The sequence below is a fragment of the Streptomyces sp. NPDC054770 genome, assembly GCF_053611985.1.
On record NZ_JBSHBL010000003.1, the window covers coordinates 189,977 to 208,783 of the forward strand.

Annotated in this window: 17 protein-coding genes and 3 pseudogenes; 7 read left to right on the forward strand and 13 right to left on the reverse strand. The window is 70.8% G+C overall.

The window, feature by feature from the left end; all coding sequences use genetic code 11:
• Window positions 1–79: 79 nt before the first annotated feature.
• Both ACWGKQ_RS04925 and phoU read left to right on the forward strand, forming a co-directional pair.
• Window positions 80–259, forward strand: a pseudogene (locus tag ACWGKQ_RS04925) (IS110 family transposase); the annotation flags it as partial.
• A 128-nt stretch (window positions 260–387) separates the two neighbouring features.
• Window positions 388–1,073 (forward strand): annotated as a pseudogene (gene phoU, locus ACWGKQ_RS04930) (phosphate signaling complex protein PhoU).
• A 234-nt stretch (window positions 1,074–1,307) separates the two neighbouring features.
• Here the strand turns inward: phoU and ACWGKQ_RS04935 are convergent.
• Window positions 1,308–2,645 (reverse strand): aminotransferase-like domain-containing protein, encoded by a 1,338-nt coding sequence (locus ACWGKQ_RS04935; RefSeq protein WP_453290441.1) that lies wholly within the window; start codon window positions 2,643–2,645, stop codon window positions 1,308–1,310.
• A gap of 88 nt (window positions 2,646–2,733) precedes the next feature.
• Here ACWGKQ_RS04935 and ACWGKQ_RS04940 point away from each other — a divergent pair, with 88 nt between their 5' ends.
• From ACWGKQ_RS04940 to ACWGKQ_RS04950, 3 genes and pseudogenes are all read left to right on the forward strand, one after another.
• Window positions 2,734–3,357 carry a DJ-1/PfpI family protein gene (locus ACWGKQ_RS04940; RefSeq protein ID WP_453290442.1) on the forward strand — a complete coding sequence of 208 codons (624 nt, stop codon included), beginning with the start codon at window positions 2,734–2,736 and terminating at the stop codon, window positions 3,355–3,357.
• A gap of 171 nt (window positions 3,358–3,528) precedes the next feature.
• On the forward strand, window positions 3,529–3,978 hold the full coding sequence (cynS, locus tag ACWGKQ_RS04945) for a cyanase (RefSeq protein WP_453290526.1): 450 nt from the start codon (window positions 3,529–3,531) through the stop codon (window positions 3,976–3,978).
• A 24-nt stretch (window positions 3,979–4,002) separates the two neighbouring features.
• Window positions 4,003–4,233, forward strand: a pseudogene (locus tag ACWGKQ_RS04950) (integrase core domain-containing protein); the annotation flags it as partial.
• On the opposite strand, the gene ACWGKQ_RS04955 reads toward ACWGKQ_RS04950, so the two are convergent.
• The 11 genes from ACWGKQ_RS04955 to ACWGKQ_RS05005 form a co-directional block, all read right to left on the reverse strand.
• Window positions 4,198–4,920, reverse strand: coding sequence for a maleylpyruvate isomerase family mycothiol-dependent enzyme (locus tag ACWGKQ_RS04955; protein ID WP_453290443.1), 723 nt, complete (start codon window positions 4,918–4,920; stop codon window positions 4,198–4,200). The pseudogene ACWGKQ_RS04950 and the gene ACWGKQ_RS04955 overlap by 36 nt on opposite strands.
• Complete coding sequence (locus ACWGKQ_RS04960) at window positions 4,917–5,768, reverse strand: fumarylacetoacetate hydrolase family protein (RefSeq protein WP_453290444.1); 852 nt, start codon at window positions 5,766–5,768, stop codon at window positions 4,917–4,919. Before ACWGKQ_RS04960 ends, ACWGKQ_RS04955 begins: the two co-directional genes overlap by 4 nt.
• A complete protein-coding gene (locus tag ACWGKQ_RS04965; RefSeq protein ID WP_453290445.1) occupies window positions 5,765–6,910 on the reverse strand; it encodes a cupin domain-containing protein in 1,146 nt (381 codons plus the stop codon). Before ACWGKQ_RS04965 ends, ACWGKQ_RS04960 begins: the two co-directional genes overlap by 4 nt.
• Window positions 6,911–6,966: 56 nt before the next feature.
• Window positions 6,967–7,995, reverse strand: coding sequence for a flavin reductase (locus ACWGKQ_RS04970; RefSeq protein ID WP_453290446.1), 1,029 nt, complete (start codon window positions 7,993–7,995; stop codon window positions 6,967–6,969).
• Window positions 7,992–8,633, reverse strand: coding sequence for a 4-carboxy-4-hydroxy-2-oxoadipate aldolase/oxaloacetate decarboxylase (locus ACWGKQ_RS04975; protein WP_453290447.1), 642 nt, complete (start codon window positions 8,631–8,633; stop codon window positions 7,992–7,994). The genes ACWGKQ_RS04970 and ACWGKQ_RS04975 overlap by 4 nt, the downstream gene beginning before the upstream one ends.
• Window positions 8,630–9,277: an RraA family protein gene (locus tag ACWGKQ_RS04980; protein ID WP_453290448.1), complete on the reverse strand. Its 648-nt coding sequence runs from the start codon at window positions 9,275–9,277 to the stop codon at window positions 8,630–8,632. The genes ACWGKQ_RS04975 and ACWGKQ_RS04980 overlap by 4 nt, the downstream gene beginning before the upstream one ends.
• On the reverse strand, window positions 9,274–9,981 hold the full coding sequence (locus ACWGKQ_RS04985; RefSeq protein ID WP_453290449.1) for an RraA family protein: 708 nt from the start codon (window positions 9,979–9,981) through the stop codon (window positions 9,274–9,276). The genes ACWGKQ_RS04980 and ACWGKQ_RS04985 overlap by 4 nt, the downstream gene beginning before the upstream one ends.
• Window positions 9,978–10,991 (reverse strand): DODA-type extradiol aromatic ring-opening family dioxygenase, encoded by a 1,014-nt coding sequence (locus ACWGKQ_RS04990; RefSeq protein WP_453290450.1) that lies wholly within the window; start codon window positions 10,989–10,991, stop codon window positions 9,978–9,980. Before ACWGKQ_RS04990 ends, ACWGKQ_RS04985 begins: the two co-directional genes overlap by 4 nt.
• Window positions 10,992–11,002: 11 nt before the next feature.
• Window positions 11,003–12,007 carry an amidohydrolase family protein gene (locus tag ACWGKQ_RS04995; protein WP_453290451.1) on the reverse strand — a complete coding sequence of 335 codons (1,005 nt, stop codon included), beginning with the start codon at window positions 12,005–12,007 and terminating at the stop codon, window positions 11,003–11,005.
• Between the two features lie 20 nt (window positions 12,008–12,027).
• A complete protein-coding gene (locus ACWGKQ_RS05000) occupies window positions 12,028–13,530 on the reverse strand; it encodes a 4-hydroxyphenylacetate 3-hydroxylase family protein (protein ID WP_453290452.1) in 1,503 nt (500 codons plus the stop codon).
• 158 nt (window positions 13,531–13,688) lie between these two features.
• Entirely contained in the window at window positions 13,689–14,876 is a 1,188-nt protein-coding gene (locus ACWGKQ_RS05005) for a PucR family transcriptional regulator (protein ID WP_453290453.1), read from the reverse strand.
• A gap of 187 nt (window positions 14,877–15,063) precedes the next feature.
• Between ACWGKQ_RS05005 and ACWGKQ_RS05010 the strand changes: the two genes are divergently transcribed.
• Window positions 15,064–16,524 (forward strand): aldehyde dehydrogenase family protein, encoded by a 1,461-nt coding sequence (locus ACWGKQ_RS05010; protein WP_453290454.1) that lies wholly within the window; start codon window positions 15,064–15,066, stop codon window positions 16,522–16,524.
• A 35-nt stretch (window positions 16,525–16,559) separates the two neighbouring features.
• Complete coding sequence (locus ACWGKQ_RS05015; RefSeq protein ID WP_453290455.1) at window positions 16,560–17,513, forward strand: isocitrate lyase/PEP mutase family protein; 954 nt, start codon at window positions 16,560–16,562, stop codon at window positions 17,511–17,513.
• Between the two features lie 64 nt (window positions 17,514–17,577).
• Here ACWGKQ_RS05015 and ACWGKQ_RS05020 read toward each other — a convergent pair whose 3' ends face one another.
• Window positions 17,578–18,705, reverse strand: a complete 1,128-nt coding sequence (locus tag ACWGKQ_RS05020; RefSeq protein WP_453290456.1) for an MBL fold metallo-hydrolase — start codon at window positions 18,703–18,705, stop codon at window positions 17,578–17,580.
• Window positions 18,706–18,807 lie beyond the last annotated feature (102 nt).

Consider the following 18,807-nt stretch of genomic DNA (forward strand, 5'->3'; position numbering starts at 1 on the left):
GCTGGCGGGCACCGGTACCGGGGGCCGTAGCGGTTCGTGCCGGTGGCGCCGACACGGCCGTAAGGAGGCGGCAGGCGGCGGTACGGGCACCGGAAGGTGCCTGCCGCTGTCCTGTTCTACGGTGGCTCGTTCGCTCGCGGCCGTCCACGCACGGCGCAGAGCCCTGGAAGCGCAGATCGGGCAGGTGCTGGACAGCGATCCTCTTTCCCCGGTCCTGACCTCGATGTCGGGAGTCGCGGTCAGGACCGCCGCAGTCCTACGCGGCATACCCGCCTGCCGCCGTGCCGTCGCTGCCACCTGCCTCGGGCCATTGATGTCCCTGCTCAGGCTGGGTGTGGGATGCGGGCAGAGACCTGGACGGGGCAGACAACGGGGAATAGGGCTCGTATGCGCGAGGCGTACCACGAGGAGCTGGCCTCGATCAGCGAGGGCCTGGTGAGCATGGCGAACCGGGTGGGCTCGGCCCTGGGCCGGGCCACCAGCGCACTGCTGGACACCGATCTCCAGCTCGCCGAAAGCGTGATCTCTGCCCACAGCAAGGTCGAGGACCTGCAACGCGACCTGGATGACCGGGCGATCGCGGTCCTGGCACGCCAGCAGCCGGTCGCCACCGACCTTCGGGTGGTGGTCACCTCCCTGCGCCTGAGCGCTGACCTGGAACGCTGCTCGGTCCTGGCCCAGCACGTGGCCAAGCTGGCCCGGCTGCGCTATCCCGTCCAGGCCGTGCCGCAGGACCTGCGCCGCACCATCCAGGAGTTGAGCCAGCTCGCCCAGCGCCTGATGGCACAGGCCGCCGACGTCCTCGTCTCCCACGACCTGGACGCCGCGCTCCAGATGGAGCAGGGCACGACCGGATCGACGAACTGCACCGCTCGATATTCCAGCACCTCATGGACGAGCGCCGGCACCAAGGAGTGGAGACTGCCGTCGACGCCACCCTGCTCGGCCGCTACTACGAACGCTTCGCCGACCACGTTGTCTCCGTCGCCCGCCGCGTGGTCTTCCAGGTCACCGGCGAACAGCCCGAGGAACTGGCCGCCACCGCGCCCACACCGCGCACGCAGACCGCCTGATTGCCCTGGGCAGGCCGTCAAGGGTGGGCCGTCGCGCTGCTCAGCCGTGCTGAATCAGACACCGCCGAGACTCGCGTGAGGCGAGTCGCGCGGATGCGTAGTTCCACGCCTGCGGTCCGCCTGCGCGGCTGAGTACCGTAGTCAGTGCACAGACCCGCAGGCCTCCGGCGCCGATGACCTTTGGTTGACAGACGCCGGTGCGGTGCGGGCAGGGGCGGACTGATCGAGGGGCGTTCAAGCGTAGGCGTCCTCGACGGCGACTCGTCGCACTGTGCGCAGCGTCGACTGGAGACGGTCCAGATCGGTTGAGCCCAGGGCAAGGCGGATCGCCTGCGGTGTGTGGATCGAGGTGCTGAACGGCTCGGCCGTGGTTACCGAGATGTGCTGACGCGCGAGGGTGGCGGTCAGGCGATCGGCGCGTGAGTCGTCGGGCAGCGGCAGCCAGGCGAAGTAGGACGAGGGGTGGCCGATGAGCGGCAGACCTGCCAGCTCTCGTCCGGCGAGTGCTTGGCGGACCTTGGCGTCGTCTCGTTTCTGCGCCTCCAAGTGGTCCGCCGTGCCGTCGTCGAGCCAGCGGCAGGCGATCGCGGTGGTGAGGGCCGGGGTGTTCCAGGTGGTCGCCCGGATCGCCCGTTCGAGCGACGGCACCACAGACGGCGGGGCGACGACGAATCCGACCCGGAGGCCGGTGGCGACGCTCTTGGACAGTCCGGAGACGTAGACGGTGATGTCCGGCGCGGTTGCGGCCAGTGGCGGTGGAGGGTCCTCAACCAGGTAGGCGTAGGAGGCGTCTTCGATGATGAGCGGACCATGCTGTCGCGCGATCTTGATCAGGCGGGTTCGGTCGGTTGCCGGCATGACCCAGCCCAGGGGGTTGTGCAAGGTGGGCATGGTGTAGATCGCACGCACGGGGCGGGTCGCGCACAGCTTTTCGAGGGCATCGAGGTTCGGTCCGTCGGCGGTTGCGGGTATGGGCTCCAGGTCGAGATGGAAGGCGTGCGCGAGCACCTTGAATCCCGGGTAGGTGAGTGCGTCGACCGCGACGACGTCGCCGGCGTTGAGTGCGGCCATGACGGTGATGGCCAGGCCGTGCTGCGCCCCGTTGGCGATGAGGACCCGATCCGCGTCGGTGGTGATTCCCCGACGCCTGAGGTGCCGTGCGATCGAGGCTCTGTCCTGGGGGCGCCCTCGATGCGGTTGGTAGCGCAGCAGCGAGTCGATGTCACCGGAGGTGGCCACCTCGCGCAGGGCCTGCCGTAGCAGATCGGCCTGCCCGGGCAGCGACGGATAGTTGAAGTTGAGATCGACCGCGTCCGTGGCGACGACCTGCTGGTCGATGCCGTGTCCGGCGGGAACCGCGATGTCACGTACGAACGTACCGCGGCCCTGTTCCCGGCTCACCAGGCCCATCGTCTCCAGCTCGGCGTACACGCGGGTCGCGGTCACCACGGCGATCCCCTCACGGGCGGCGAGCCCGCGGTGTGTCGGCAGCCGTACGCCCGCGGCGAGCCGCCCGGTCCGGATGTCGGATGCGAGCGCGTCGACCAGCGTTTTGTACCGCGAGGCTGCCATGCACCGGATTGTACGCATGACAATTCTTTGACTGTCCTGTTCGCGGCTCCCTACCGTCAAGACCCACCCACCGGAAAGGACAGCCGCCGTGCACATCGCCATCCTCACCTTCGAGGGCTACAACGAGCTCGACTCCCTGATCGCACTCGGTGTGCTCAACCGCATCAAGACCGACGACTGGCGCGTCACCATCGCCACCCCCAGCCCCAAGGTGACGTCGATGAACGGGGTGGTCATCGAGCAGATGTCTACTCTTGAGGAGGCGTGTGCCGCCGACGCCGTGATCGTCGGCAGTGGCATCGCCACCCGCGAGGTCGTCGAAGACCCGGAGATCATGAACATCCTGCGCAACCTGGACCCTTCGCGCCAGCTCATCGCGGCGCAGTGCTCCGGCGCGCTCGTGCTGGCCAAGCTCGGCCTGCTCGACGGCATCCCCGCCTGCATCGACCTGATCACCAAGCCCTGGGTCATCGCCGCCGGCGTCGAGGTACTCAACCAGCCCTTCTACGCCAAGGACAACATCGCCACCGCCGGCGGCTGCCTGGCCTCGCACTACCTCGCCGCCTGGGCAATCGCCCGCCTCGAGGGCAAGGAGGCCGCCGACGGTGCGCTGCACTATGTCGCCCCGGTCGGCGAGAAGGAGGAATACATGGAGCGCGCCTGGCGCAACATCACCCCGTACCTGCCCGCTCCCGCACCGGCGCTCGTCTGAGCACCAGTCGCAAGCGGCGACCGGCCAGAAAGCTCCCTCGGCAGCCCGGCCGGTCGTTCGCGGCACACCTACCGGACCCCTGGACAGGAAGGTCTCACAGCGATGAACGACACGCGGAAGGACACGGCAGACGGCGGCGCGCAACCGGCGCCGAGCGACCACCGACCGGGCATGACCCGCGACGAGACAACGGCCGCGATCGTTTCCAGCAGACTGGCCAAGGGCATCACGTGGCAGCAGCTGGCTGACGCAATCGGCCGGCCGCTGGTGTGGACCACCGCGGCATTGCTCGGGCAACATCCACTCCCACCGGACAGCGCACGTCAGGTCGCCGAGCTGCTCGACCTGCCTGCGGAAGCTGTGCCGGTGCTCGCCGCCGTTCCGTATCGCGGCGGCCTCCCCACCGCGATACCGACCGATCCGACGATCTACCGCCTCTATGAGGCGCTGCAGGTCTACGGCCCGGCCCTGAAAGAGCTGATCCACGAACAGTTCGGCGACGGGATCATGAGCGCGATCAACTTCAAGCTGGACATCGGGCGCGTGACCCACGACGGGGCCGAGCATGTCGTCATCACCTTCGACGGGAAGTTTCTGCCCTACAACTGGCCCAGCGACTGAGGTCCTCGAGCGCGGCCATCGATCGGCAAGGTCGAACGCTTCAACCGCGCCCTGCTCGACGAGTGGGCCTACCAGCGGCCCTACGCCAGCGACACCGAACGGACTGAAGCCCAGGCAGACTTCCTGCACACCTACAACCACCACCGCCGGCACACGGCACTCGGCGGCCAGCCACCGATCAGCCGTGTCAACAACCCTGCGGATCAATACATCTGGTGCCTACAGCCAGGCAGGCAGTTCCGGTACCGCCGCTGATCCGGCCGTCGTCGCGCCGTGATGTCGGCCGGCCAGGTATGCGGTGACCTCGGCGAGAGGGCCCGTGACGGTGACCGCTTCCTCGGCCGCGTCCGGTGTGCCGGGCAGATACCAGCGGGCGGGGATGTCGGTCGGTCGGAGGACGACTTCAGGTCCTGGGGCGCCGCTGCGTCTGGTCACGATGTCGTCGCACAACGCGGTGAGGAAGTCGGTGGGCAGGGCGGTGAAGCCGATTCCGCTGCCCAGGTCGACGGCATGCACCCATACCTCGCGCGAGCGCAGCCACGGGATCTCGGTGGCCGCGACGGTGCGGCCCTGTGCGGTGAGTACTCGCGTCGCCCACTGGCTCGGGTCCAGTTCGTCCATCGCCTTCTCCAGGGCATGGGAGGAGAGCCGGAGCCATTCCGTGAGGCGTGTGCCCGGCTGTCTGCTGCCTTCCCTGATGCCGGTCGCGCGTTCCTCGGGGGAGGCGTACATCGGGGTCGGCATGCCGGTCGCGGCCCAGTGGACCAGGTTGGCCAGGGCGTCCGCGTTGGCGGCGACGTGTGCCACCACGTGCTTGCGGGACCAGCCGGGAAGGCGCGAGGGCGTGTCGTAGGCCGCCTCGTCGAGTCGAGCCGTGGCGTGGATGAGGAGTTCGGTTCCTTCCCGCATCCAGCGGCGGGCGTCTGCGAGGGATCGGTTCATCGGGCCCGCGCCTCCTGGACGACGCGGTTGTGGAGCCGGCCGATCCCTGCGACCTCCGCCACGACGGTCTCGCCGCCCAGCAGGAAGCGCGGGGGCTTGCGGGCGTGTCCGACTCCGCCGGGAGTGCCGGTGGCGATGATGTCGCCGGGGTTGAGCCGCACGATCGTGGAGACGTACTCGACGAGGGCGACGGGGGCGAAGAGCAGGTCGCCGGTGGAGTCGGACTGCATGACCTCGCCGTCCACCTCAAGCCGTATGTCGAGTGTCGGGCGGACACCGCCGGGCAGTTCGTCCGGCGTCACCAGGTAGGGGCCGACGGGCGTCGAGGAGTCCCACATCTTGCCCTGGAGCCACTCGCGGGTGCGGAACTGCCAGTCACGGCAGGTGATGTCGTTGAACGTGGTGAACCCCGCGATCGCTTCCACGGCCTCGTCAGGTGTGGCCCGGCGGACGGGTTTGCCGATGACGACCGCGAGCTCCACTTCCCAGTCGAACTGAGTCGTCTCCTCCGGTCGTGCGATGTCGTCGCCGGCTCCGATCAGGCTGTCGCCGAACTTCGCGAAAAGGGTGGGGTGTTCGGGCAGGTCGCGGCCCATCTCCTTGATGTGATTGCGGTAGTTGAGTCCTACGCACACCACCTTGGAGGGGCGGGGTACCACGGGTGCGAAGTCGGCGCCGGCCACCGGATACGTCGTCGTACCGGCCGCGGTGGCGCTGTGGGCGCGTTCGTGCCAGTCCGGCCGGGCCAGGAAGGTGCCGAGATCGGAGTCGCCGAGGTCGATCAGGACGTCGCCGTCGAGCCGTACGGCCCTGGTCGTGCCGTCGGTTCGGAGGGTGGCGAGCTTCATCGGGTGGCTCCTTGGGTGTGCGCGCGGTTGAGGTGGAGCGCCTCGAAGACGGGCGCGTCGCTGAAACGGAACAGGTCGAGGGCGCCCGAGTCGGAGTCGGTGGCTCCCGCCTCGGAACGCGCCGAGAAGGGTTGCCAGGAGGGGACGACGAACAGGTCGCCGCGCGCTACCGTCCAGGTCTGTTCGCCCACGGTGACCGTGCCGGAGCCGTCGAAGACCTGGTAGACCGAAGAGCCCGTCTCGCGCACCGGGGCGGTCTCCGCGCCGCGCACGACCCGGTGCATCTCGGCCCGGATGGTGGGCAGCACGTCGGCTCCGGTCGCCGGGTCGGTGAAGCGGACGGCGGCGTGGCCGGGTTCGACTGTGGCGTTGAACCCCTCTGTTTCGATGGCGAGTTGGTCGGCCAGAGCCCGGTTCGTGTGTGCCCAGCGGTACGCCAGCAGCGGCGAGCCGGGAGCCGTCGTACCGGCCGAGACGGGGCGGAGCCCGGGGTGACCCCACAGGCGTTCCGACCGCGAGCGGTCGGGAGTGGTCCGCTCCGCGTCACTGATCCGGTCGCGGCCGAACTCGAAGAACTGGGCCTCCGTGACGTACTGGAAAGGGATGTCCAGGCCGTCGATCCAGGCCATCGGCTCGGCGGTGGCATTGTGGTGGGCGTGCCAGTTCCACCCCGCTTGGGGCAGGAAGTCGCCCCGTCGCATGGGCACCGGGTCGCCGTCCACCACGGTCCACACGCCTTCGCCCTCTACGACGAAGCGGAAGGCGTGCTGTGTGTGACGGTGCTCGGGGGCGTCCTCGCCGGGCATCAGGTACTGGATGGCCGCCCAGAGGGTGGGAGTTGCGAAGGGGCGGCCGCCCAGCGCCGGGTTGGCGAGGGAGATCGCCCGGCGCTCGCCCCCGCGGCCCACCGGAACCAACTCCCCGGCCCGGTTCGCCAGTTCGCGCAGCCGGTCCCAGCGCCACAGGTGCGGTACGGCCCTGGACCGCGGGTGCGCGGGCATCAGGTCACCGATCTCGGTCCACAGAGGGACGAGGAGTTCGCGTTCGAATCCGCGGTACAGGGACTGGAGTCCTGGGGTGACCTCGGGTTGGCCGGGCGCCTCGACGGCCTTCAGTCGGACGGGGGTGTCGGTTCCGCTCATACGGAGGGCCTCCTGCTGCTTCACTGCTGCTTCCTGGTGGCGGAGGTGCGATCCGGTCAGTCGCCGGTCGCGGACCGGGCTTGGCGCAGACCGGTGCGTACGACGGCCAGGTGGTCCGTCATGGCCACGCGGGCCGCCTCGGCGTCGCCCCGGGCGATCGCGTCGTAGATCACCTGGTGCGCGGTGTTGGTGTGGGCGGTGGCCGCTTCGTCGGTGCCCGCCGCGTAGTGCCGGTGCCGGGCGTGGACCAGGGTGTCGAGCGCCGCGCGGATGGCGGGGTTGCCGCTGGCCCGGCCCAGCGCGGTGTGGAACGCCACGGCCTCGGCGGTGAACGCCTCCGGGTCTCCCGCTGCCGCGTGGGCGCGGTGCATGGTCTCCTGCAACGTGGCGAGTGTGTCCGGGTCGTGGCGGAACGCGGCGAGTTCGGCGGCCACCGGCTCCAGGGCGAGTTGGGCGTCGATGAGGTCCGACGGCGACAGACCCGAGGCGCTCAGGTGCTCGGACAGGGCGGCCGACAGGGGAGCGATGCGGTCGTCCGGGGAACCGGGATCCGTCGGATCCAGACGCCGGTAGCCGCCGGACCAGTAGACCAGGGGCTCGCCGTCGCGGCGGCCCGCGGCTTTGACGGTTCCCACCAGGGTCTCGTGGTCGCCGGCGGGGAGGATCGCCTCCACCGTCGCGTCGAACCAGGCGAGACTGCCGTCCAGTACGGGCGCGCCGGTGACCTCGGTGCGGCTCGGGATGCCGGGAAACGCGTCCTGGCTGAACCCGCGGCCACGCGTGGCGAAGTACTTCGACACGGCTTGCTGGTCCTGGCCCAGCACGTTCACGGAGAACGCGCCTGCGGCGCGCACCTCGTCCAGCAGGGCGCTGCCGGTGTTCACCGACACCGACACCAGCAGTGGGCGCAGCGAGAGTGAGACGAAGGAGGTCGCGGTGAGGCCGTACAGGCCGCTGGGCCCGCGCAGGGCCACGACGGTCACGCCGGAGGCGAAGCGGCCGGCGGCGCCGCGGAAGGCGTCCTCCAGGTCCGCCAGGCTCTGCGCCGGCGGGGGTGAGGGAGCGGTGGATGGTGTGGCGGTCATCTGTGGTCCTCCGGTTGTCCCAGTTCGCGGAATCCGTAGAGGTCGAGGGTGAGGGCGCCTTCGCGCAGCCGCGCCATGTACCGGTCCTCCTTGGCGGCGCGGGCCCGTGCCGCGTCCCGTATGCGCCGGATCTCGGCGGCGGGCAGTACCGCGATGCCGTCCGCGTCCGCGACGACCAGGTCGCCCCGTGCCACGCGGTGGCCCCGCAGCTGAACGGGGCTGCCGACGCGGCCGGGCCAGGACTTTCCGGTGCCCAGGATGGAGACCGACGTCGAGAACGCGGGGAAGCCGAGCTCGCGCAGCCGGTCGGTGTCGCGCACGCCACCGTCGATGACCAGTCCGGCGACACCACGGGCGAGGGCGGACGCGGCGAGGACCTCGCCCCAGTAGCCGTGCTTGCTGCCGCCGGCGTCGACGACGAGCACGTCGCCCGGGACCGCCGCCTCAAGAGCCCAGTGCAGGGGGAGGTTGTCGCCCGGTGCCGCGGCGACGGGCAGGGCGGTGCCCACACACCGTGCGCCCGCCCAGGCCGGCCGGAACACCGGTGGGAGGGCGCACGGCAGTTCGGACGCCTCGTAGGCGGTGGCCGAGCCGAGGTCGAGCAGTTCCTTCAGCTCACCGGCGTCGAGGGCGCTCATCGTGACCTCCGCTGCAACAGGTGGTAGCCGTAGCGGGCCCGCGCCTCCGCGATGGTGGCGCCCTCCAGCGCGGCGGCCAGGATGCCGGCCTCCCGCTGCTCGATCTCGCGTGCCGCACCGAGGACGTCCTCCGCGCGGTCCCAGGGCACGGCGACCACGCCGTCCTCGTCGCCGATCAGCAGGTCGCCCGGCCGTACCTGGACACCGCCGACCGTGACCGGTCCCTGGACCTCGGCCACCTCCACGCGGTCCTTGCCGGTGCGCATGAACCGGCCCCGGCTGTACACGGGGTAGCCGAGCCCGAGTGCGCGGTGGGTGTCGCGGCAGACACCGTCGATGACGGTTCCGGCCACTCCGCGCCGGTGGGCGACGGCGGTGAGGATGTCGCCCCAGACGGTGGCGTCGGTACGGCCGGAGTTGTCGAGGACGACGACCTGACCGGGCCCGACGTCGTCGAGGTAGTCGCCCACGGTGCCGGGAGGGGATCCCGCGGCCTGGTAGCGCACGGTGAAGGCGCGGCCGACCAGTCGCTGCCCGGCGCCCAGGGGCGCCAGGCCGAGCAGCGAGCCGGGCAGCGAGAGCCGGTCGAGGGCGTCGGAGACGGTGGCCGCGGAGAGGCCGGACCAGTCGGCGAGGTCGGTCATGAGGTCGGCTCCTGGAAGCGGGCGGCGGTGAACTGCGAGTCGTGCATGACGTCGACGACCGAGCGCCCGGCCCGGACGGCCTCGCCCATGAGGCGTTCGCGGCGCACGATCCGCAGGCCCGCGGCGACTACGTCGTCGAGGCGGGTCCGGGGGATGAAGGCGAGCCCGTTGCGGTCGGCGACCAGCCAGTCCCCGGGCTCGACGGTGACACCGCCGACCGACACGGGGACGTCCATGGCCTGCTGGACGATCCGGCCGCGCGCGCTCACCGGCACCGCGGCGCGAGCGAACAGCGGCAGGCCGAGCTGCTCGCACTCCTGGACGTCGCGGCAGGCACCGTCGACGACGACGCCCGCGACACCGCGGACGGTCGCGGCCTCGGCCAGCAGACCGCCCCAGCAGGAGACGTCCGTCCGGCCGTCGTTGTCGACGACCACCACGTCACCGGCTCCCGCGACGGCCACGAGGGGCGACGCGATGTGCGTGGTGGGACCGTCGGCGCCGGCCGGCACCGCCTTGACCGTGCGGACCCGCCCGACCATGACGCCCGGAGCCGCCCACATGGGGGCGACACCCGTGACGGCACCGGGCAGGCCCAGGGAGTCCAGCGCGTCGGAGACGGCGCAGGCGTCCAGCCCGCGCAGCTGCTTGAGCACCAGCGGATCAGCGGTGTCCGCCACGGCGTTCACCGCGTTCGCCGTCATGCCGGGCTCCAGGTGACGAAGCCCATCGCGTTGCCGGTGCCGGCCTCAGTGCGGTAGCAGGGTTCGTAGCGCACGGAGTCCACGGCCAGCCCGGTGGCGTTCGCGGCGGCCGCGACGGTGATCCAGTTCCGCAGCTCGGAACTGCCCGACCGCATCTCCTCGGCGGTGAACTCCGCCAGGGCGGCGGTGTCCCCGGCCCGCAGGGCCGCCAGGAAGCGCTGGTCGAGCTCCTCGTCCACGACGAAGTGCGACAGGCCGCCGGAGGCGACAAGACCGACCCGCAGGTCTTCGGGGAAGGAGGCGATGGCGGCGGCGAGGGCCTCGCCGAAGGCGACACATCGCCGGGCCGTCGGCGGGTTGGGCTCGTAGAAGGTGTTCACGAACACCGGCACGAACGGCACTGCCGAGGTCTCGCCCAGGATCCGCTGGTAGATGAAGCCGAAGCCGTGCGGAATGCTGTGGTTGGCGTAATCGCCCGCGGGCAGTCGCTTGGAGGCCGCCGTGTCGAAGCCGACCTGGACGGTCTCCGTGATGAGGTGGCGGGCCAGCGCCGAGGCGGTGGGCCGGGTGATCAGGTGGTCGGGGACATCCCCGAAGGCGGCCTCCGCCAGGCCCGGCGGCATCGCGTCCAACTGCTCCTGGGTGAACGGCACATGGGCCACCTCGTCGCCCCAGTAGACGGCGAAGGCCGGCAGCAACTCGTCGTCGTAGACCTCCTTGTGGTCACTGGTGACGATGACCAGCACATCCACGTCGGCCTTCTCCAGATGCCGGCCCAGGCCGTCCAGGGCGCTCTGGCAGGAGGCCGCGCGCCGCGCCTGGACCTCGGCCGTGCACTGGTGCGTGAAGTCCTCGCGCAGTGCGGTCAGTTCGGCGAACGTGTACGTTCCGCCCCGGAACGCGAGGGAGACGCTGCGGCGGTCTGCGGTGCCGCGCACGTGCCACAATTCCGGTGCCATCTTCAGCTGGGGGCCGTGCGAGGAGCCGATCCCCGTGACAATGCGAGCCATGTGATCCTCCGTCAGATCCGGAACAGCGAGACGGCGTTCTTCTCGTAGAGCGCCTGGCGGTCCCCGTCGCTGAGCCACTCGATGCCGTCGACCAGGGTGTGGATGTCGTCGAACCAGCCGCCGGTGGCGGGGTTGATCTGCGAGCCGGTGCCGGGCTTCTCCGTGCCGAACAGGCAGCGATCCACGCCCACCGTGCGGATCAGCAGCTCGATGGCGTCCTGCGTGTAGAGACAGGTGTCGAACCAGAGCCGCCGCAGCCGGTCGATGTAGGGCACACCGCCGGAGCGCACGACGTCCGGCTGGAAGCGTCCGACCTGGTACGGGATCGCGCCGCCGCCGTGCGAGACCACGATCTTGAGATCCGGGAAGTCGGTCAGCACCGAGGAGGAGAGCAGGCTCCAGACGGCGACCGTCTCCTCCTGGATGAAGTGCAGGCTGTAGGGCTCGCGGGCCGGCGGACGGCACCCGGCGGAGTGGATGACCGCGGGCACGTCGAGTTCGCACAGCGCCTCGTACAACGGGTACCAGTAGCGGTCACCCAGCGCGGGCGGCGTCCGGGTGCCCTCGTACGGGTCGGGATTGAGCAATGCCCCGACGAAACCGAGTTCCGTGACGGTCCGGCGCAGCTCCTTCGTCCACGCGGCCACGTCAGTCTCCGGGGTCTGCGGCAGGCCCGCGATGCCGCGCAGCCGGTCGGGGAACAGCCGGACGGACTGGTGGATCGCGTCGTTGACCGCCTCGGTGAACGCCGTGACGATCCGGGCGGGCTGCTCGCTGTGCATCATCTGGTACGGCCGCGGCGAGATCAGCTGGACGTCGATCCCGGCCTCGTCGAGGTGGTCGAGGTGGGAGACGTGGCCGAAGCTCGGGTTCGGGGCGTTCCACGCCTCGCGGAGCTGGTCGTCGCTGACGGCAGGCGGCCGTACGCCGTGCGAACCGCGGTGGGACAGCAGACCGGACTTCCACACGTAGAGCGAGTCGGGCGCGGTCACGTGCCCGTGGACGTCGATGATCAACGGGGGCTCCTCTCGGGAGTTCAGGGGCGGGAGATCAGGTCACGGATCTGCGCGTCGACGGCAGAGCTGTCGTAGGAGCGCCACAGCCGGGTGCGGCCGGCGCCCGGCTCGCCGCGGTGCAGGTACTCGTACAGCTCCTGCCGCGAGCCGAATCCGGAGCCCACCAGATCCCAGGCGATGCGGAACAGCCGCGCCTTCTCGTCCACGCCGATGTCGTGGCCGCGCATGTACGTCTCCAGCGTGGGACGCAGCTCGGAGGCGAGGTCGGCCTCGCTGGGCTGCATGATCAGCCCCGAGGAGCCGATCTGGCGCAGGATCTCGGGCACCCGCCCCGACACGCCCGCGGACCAGAAACCGAGGCCGTAGCTGACGCGCGGGGCCAGCAGCCCGCCGGGCGTGCGCTCGGCCGCCGCCTCGGCGCCGATGATGCCCAGCTCCAGGGTCTCGGCGTACGAGATCAGCTCGCCGAGCTGCTCCTGGATGCCGCGGAAGGTGTCCACACCGATCGAGTGGGCCACCATCTTCGCGACGGAGACGAACACCCGCAGCCGCTGCAGGAACCGGATGTGGGTGCTCTGCAGGCTCCACGCGTTGATGCGGACCAGCCCCTTGATCGCGGTGACGCTGTCGCCGCGCAGGAACAGCCGGTCCCAGGGGATGAGCACGTCGTCGAAGAACAGCATCGCGTCCTGTTCGTCGAAGCGACGTCCGAGCGGGTGCGTGTGGCCCTCGGTGTCCAGGCTGTACGGCTCCCGGCACAGGATCCTCAGGCCCGGGGCGTTCATCGGCAGCGCGAACCACAGCACGAACTTCTCGGCTCCGCGTGCGGCGGTCACGCCGTTGAGGTAGACGAGGACCTCGTGCGAGAAGGGGGCCAGCGTGGCGAGCTGCTTGGCGCCGCGCACGACCACGCCGTCCGCGTTCTCCTCGACGACGTGCAGTGCCAGGGTGTCGTCCACCAGCGGGTCCGCGCTGCGATCGATCTGGGGGTCGCCCAGGGCGTGGGTGAGCACGAGGTCGTGCTCGCTGGCGTAACGGTGGTAGTCGACGGCGTGCTGCCCGAACCCCTCCCGGGCGGCGTCGAGTTCGGGCGCGTAGTCGCGCAGGCCGACGACGACGTTCGACATGAAGTCGGGGGAGCGCCCGAGCTGGCCGAGGCTCTCGCGCATCCACCACTCGCTGGCCGCGAACTTGGCGCGCAGCTCCTCGGGCGTGGACGGCATCGAGTACGCCTGGCTGACGCGGTTGCCCGTCTCCGGCGACACGAACGTGGACAGGTCGACGTGCTCGGGGGAGTGGCGCAGGTCCAGCAGTCTCGCGAACTCGTCGACGACACCGCGGAAGGCCGGATGTGTGGCCACGTTGTCCACGCGCTCGCCCGACAGCCACACCTCGCGGCCGTCGTCGAGGCTCTTGCGGTACTGGTCTCCGGTCAGGATGCCGGTGGCGCCGCCGATGTCGGCGACGGCGCCGCTCGCCGAGGCGAGGGCATCGGGCGTGTCGGCCGGTACTGAGGTGGTCATGGGTGCTCCTACGGACCTGGACCCTGCGAGATCTGTGTCTCCCGGAGTCAACGCCAGGCTCGGAGGCAGGCACATCGGATGTGGTGGACCACATGAGGAGCCGGAATTCCGACACGGTGTCGGAGAGCGCGGGAAGTGCCTCTGTTCGGCCGCCTCCTTCAGATCGTGGCGGAAGGCGAAGGCGGCAGGATCCCCGCCAGCCGTGCGACACGCAGCCCGGTGTGCAGCTCCCTGCGGGCCGCGCCGTCACGCAGGTCCACTCCCGTGACCTTGCGGGCGCGTTCGAGCCGGTAGTACAGGGTGCTGCGGTGGATCATCAGGCGCCGGGCGGTCTCCTGGCCGTCCGCGCCGCAGTCCAGGTAGACGTCCAGAGTGTTGGCGAGATCCGGTCCGCACGCCGGGTCGACCAGCCGGGCGACCGAGGCGGGGAGGTCCTCCACCGTCAGCCGTTCCAACGGCAGTTGCAGCAGGAGCCGGTCCAGGCCCAGGTCGTCCCACGAGACGACCGGACCGTAACGGACCGGGTCCAGCTCTCCTCCGCGTACGGCCAGACGGGCCTGCCGTACCGACGAAACGGCGTCGGACAGCTCGTGCACCGGGGCACCCATGCCGACCAGCACCCCGTCACGGGCGGGTGGGCCCCCGGACGTCCGGGGCAGACCCGACCCGTGGGCGAGGACGGCCACGGCCCGGTCACCGATCACCGCACCCGCCACCGTTTCCCGCATCGACCGGGCCAGGCCCCCGAGCGCGCCCTCCAGGGCGGTACGCCGCTGCGCGGCCGACGAGCCGCTCCCGCCGGGAGCGACGATCACGAGTCCGGTGTACTCGGCCGCGTCCGGCAGCGCGCCGTCGGCCACCAGGGCGCGGGCGGCCTCGACGCGCCGTGCCGCGTCGTCGGACACCAGGTCCGACACGAGCATGCGCATGCGCAACCGCGTCTCCTGGCTGTCCAGCGCCCGTACCGCGAGCAGGCGGCCGAGGTCCGGTCCGTACCGGTCGACGAGCTCGCGCACCGTGTCGGGGACGTCCTGCCGGGCGCCGGGTTCGACCCAGACCAGGTAGCCCATCAGCTGACCGTCGTGGCGCACCGCGACCGCGATCCGCTCGGGCACCCCGTCCGCCGCCGGCAGTCGCACCGGTGCGGGCGCGGTGGCCGCCCCGGAGGCGCGCAGCATGTCCCGGACCGTGGCGCTGCCGCGCCGCGAGAGGATCGTCAGCCGACGGGCCTCGTCGACGTCCGCGTCATGGGCGCTGTAGGCGGCCACGTTCAGATCGACGTCGTACAGCACCAAGGGCCGTTCGAGCAGTGCGGCGAGGTGCTCCACCACCGCGTCGATGTCCATGAGTGGCCTCCTTGCCGGGCCCGGACGCGGACGGCCCGCCCGTCCGACGCTCGGACACGCGCCCAGTCCCATGATCGCATCCGACACCGTGTAGGAAACAGGGGACGCAGGTTGGCGCACCGGGTTCAAGGCGTCGGGGGTGTGGCGGATCTTAACGTGGGGCTGTTCCACCGAGAGGGGAGTCCGCATGTCCGCCCTGAACCTGACGTCGACCCAGGGGTTGATCTTCTCCGACGGATGGCGTGTCCCGTCCGGCGGCGAGCGAGAGGTGCGCAACCCGGCGGACGGGGCTCTTGTCGGCCGGATCGGCGTGGGCGACCCCGCCGACGTCGACCGCGCGTGCGCCATGGCCGCGAGCGCTCAGCCGGGGTGGGGCCTCGGCCCTGCCAGCCACCGCAAGCAGGTGCTCTTGACCGCCGCCGCGGCCCTCGCCGAGGCCCGCGCCGAGGTGGTGTCGACCCTGATCGCGGAGACGGGCAGTACCAGGGGGAAGGCCGAGCAGGAGATCACGAAGTCGCTCGACGAACTCTCCACGGCCGCGGCGCTGACAGAGCACCCCACAGGGGAGTTGCTCCCGCACGACACGCCGGGAACGCTCAGCATGGCGCGTCGCATCCCGGTCGGCGTCGTGGGCGTGATCGCTCCCTGGAACGCCCCCCTGCTGCTCGCGATGCGCTCCGTCGCACCCGCTCTGGCCCTCGGCAACGCCGTGGTGCTCAAGCCCGACCCGAAGGCGGCGCTCTCCGGTGGCTGGGTGATCGCCAGGATTTTCGAACGGGCGGGACTGCCGTCAGGGGTGCTGCACATCGTTCCGGGCGGGCCGGAGACCGGCGAGGCGCTGGTCGCGGACCCCCGTGTGCCGGTGATCTCCTTCACCGGCTCGTCGGCCGCCGGGCGCCGCGTCGGCGCCGCGGCCGGGGCGCTCATCAAGCGCGCGGTACTCGAACTCGGCGGGAACAACCCGGTGTTGGTGCTCGACGACGCCGACCTCGACGCCGCCGTCAACAACGCCGCGTGGGGATCCTTCCTCCACCAGGGCCAGATCTGCATGGCCACCGGCCGTCACCTCGTCCACGAGAGCCTCGCCGACGCCTACGTCGAGAAGATCACCGCCAAGGCCGAGGCCCTGCGCATCGGAGATCCGGCGGATCCGACCGTGAACATCGGTCCGCTCATCAACGAGGACCAGGCCGGCCGCGTCGAGAAGATCGTGAACGAGGCGGTGTCGGCAGGCGCGCGGCTGGTCTCGGGCGGCATCCGGACCGGAACGTTCTTCACCCCCACCGTGCTGGCCGACGTGGATCCCACCTCCCCCGCGTTCACCGAGGAGATCTTCGGCCCCGTGATCGCGGTCACCCCCTTCACGGACGACGACCACGCGGTGGCGCTCGCCAATTCCAGCGAGTACGGCCTCTCCGCCGCCGTGCACACCAGGGACTTCGCCCGTGGCCTCGTCGTGGCGGGCCGGATCAGGGCCGGAATGGTCCACGTCAACGGACAGACGATCAACGACGCCGCACACATACCCATGGGCGGCCTGGGCGGCTCGGGCAACGGCGGCCGGCACGGCGGCCACTGGAACCTCGACGAGTTCACCCACTGGCAGTGGGTGACGGCGAGCCCGACGGCTCCCACCTACCCGATCTGAAGCCTGAGGCTCTGCCCGGACGAAAGGAGCCGACGGTGCGATCGGCTACGCAGAAGCGTGAACTGTTCCGGTCCGTGCTGGCCCGCGAGGGCCTGACCGTGGTACCCGGCGGATTCAGCCCGATGGACGCCGCCATGACCGAACGCGCGGGGTACGACGCGTTCTTCCTGGCCGGCTCCCAGGCGGCGGCGTTCCTGTACGGCGCACCGGACGTCGGAGTCCTCGGCCTCAACGACATGGCCGGCCACGCCGGTCGAGTCGCCGGTCACGCCGACATCCCCGTCCTCGTGGACGGGGACACCGGCTACGGCAACGCGGTGAACGTGTATTTCGCGGTGCAGCAGCTGGTCCGGTCGGGCGCGGCCGCGGTCCAGATCGAGGACCAGGAGGCACCGAAGAAGTCAGGCACCGACGCGGGACGCCGACTCGTCTCGGTGGACGAGGCCGTCGGCAAATACCGAGCCGCCGTACGCGCCCGCGACGAACTGGATCCGCTCTTCACGATCTGCGCGCGGTGCGACGCCATCGGCGCCGAGGACGGCGGCTTCGAGGAGGCCGTCCGGCGCTGTATCCGCTACGTGGAGGACGGGGGAGTCGACTTCGTCTGGCTGAACTCGCTCCAGTCGCGGGAGCAGATCGAGGAGGCGTGCGAGCGCATTCCGGCCCCGGTGATGACCGTATGGGGAGGCGAGGGCCCGGGGCCCACCCTCGACGAATACGAGCGGCTGGGCCTGCGGATCGCGCTCTTCCCGGTACTGGCCTCGAAGTCCGGTCTCCAGGCCGCGTGGGATCTGCTGCATGCCTTCCGGCAGCAGGGAACCCCCGCCCTCGACGACTGGGCGCAGAAGGTTGCCGAGAGCCCCTGGGGGCCGGCTCCGCTCCCGTCCCTCACCGGTACCGAGAGGGTGCGGCAGCTGGAGGGGGAGTTCCTGCCGGCCGAATTCCGGCGCGACTACGATTCGACGTTCGGGCACACACCGTCCACCTGAGCAGTGCGGGCGGGCCGAGTCGGCGTGGACACACGCGCTGTTGAAGACCGCGGCGCCGGCCCGCTCAACGGCTGCCGGCGCTCTTTCGGCCCACCGGTACGCGCATCAGATCCTCGCCCAGAACCATCCGACCGCCGAAGTCGGCACGGCGCGCGCTGCCACGCAGGAGCCGGCGCCAGGTGGCGTCCGTGGTGGCGGCCGGGTTTCCGGGGCTGAGGTGGGTGGCGACCAGCGTCCTCACCCCGGCCTCGGCCGCGATCCACCCGAGTTCGGACACGTTGGTGTGCGTGGCCAGGATGTGGTCGATGAGGGACTGCGGCAGGCCGAGGGCTGCCAGCCCGTCGGGATCGAGGGCCTCGTGCACCAGGACGTCGGCGTGCCGGGCGAGCCTGATCACGTTCGGGGTCGGGGTCGTGTCGCCGGAGAAGACGACGCTGCCGTGGTCGGTGTCGAAACGGTAGGCGTAGGCGGGGTAGACCGCGCCGTGCGGGACGAGCACGGCGGTGACCTTCACGTCGTCGTTCTCCATGACCGTGAACGGTGCCATGGCGGGGGCGGTGTTCGTGGCGGAGGCGCCGGTGCCCGTCGGCGGAAGCACGTCGTGGACCCGTAGCAGGGTGGCCGGGTCGATGCCGATGTGTTCGGTCATGAAGAAGGTGGGCGCTGCGGCGTACGCCTGTCCTGCCAGCCTGGTCATCTCGACGGTGCCGGGAACGGGGCCGGGGGCTCCGGCGACGGTGGAAGTGATGCCTGCCGGGCCGGGGCCGTACACGTCGACGGGACTCTGGAAGCCCTGTGCGCCCGAGGCGCCGGCCGCGAGCATGGGGAAGGCGTAGTAGTCGACGATGTGGTCGGCGTGGAGATGAGTGAGGAAGATGCTCGTCAGCGAGGGCATCGACAGTCCGGCGCGCATGTACTGACTCACCGCGCCCCGGCCGCAGTCGACCACGTACGTCCGGCCGTTGACCACCAGCGCCTGGGAGATTCCGTACCGGGCCGAGAGCGGCGGTGGCCCGGAGTTGGTGCCGAGGAGGGTGAGGGACAGACCCGTGTCGGAGGAGGCGGCCGAGGTCGCGGCCGCCTCCCCGCCCAGCATCGGTACGGCGACGGCGGCTGCGGACGCGGCCACCGCGCCGAGCAGGGTTCTGCGAGACGGTGACACGCCTGTGCACTCGGTCGAAGATTCACACATGAGGCAATCGCTCCTTCACAGCTCCTGGTACGCGGTGCCACCCTCACCAGGACCGGAGCGGCTGTCCACCTCCCGGTATTAACTCGGACTTCGTGGCGCGCA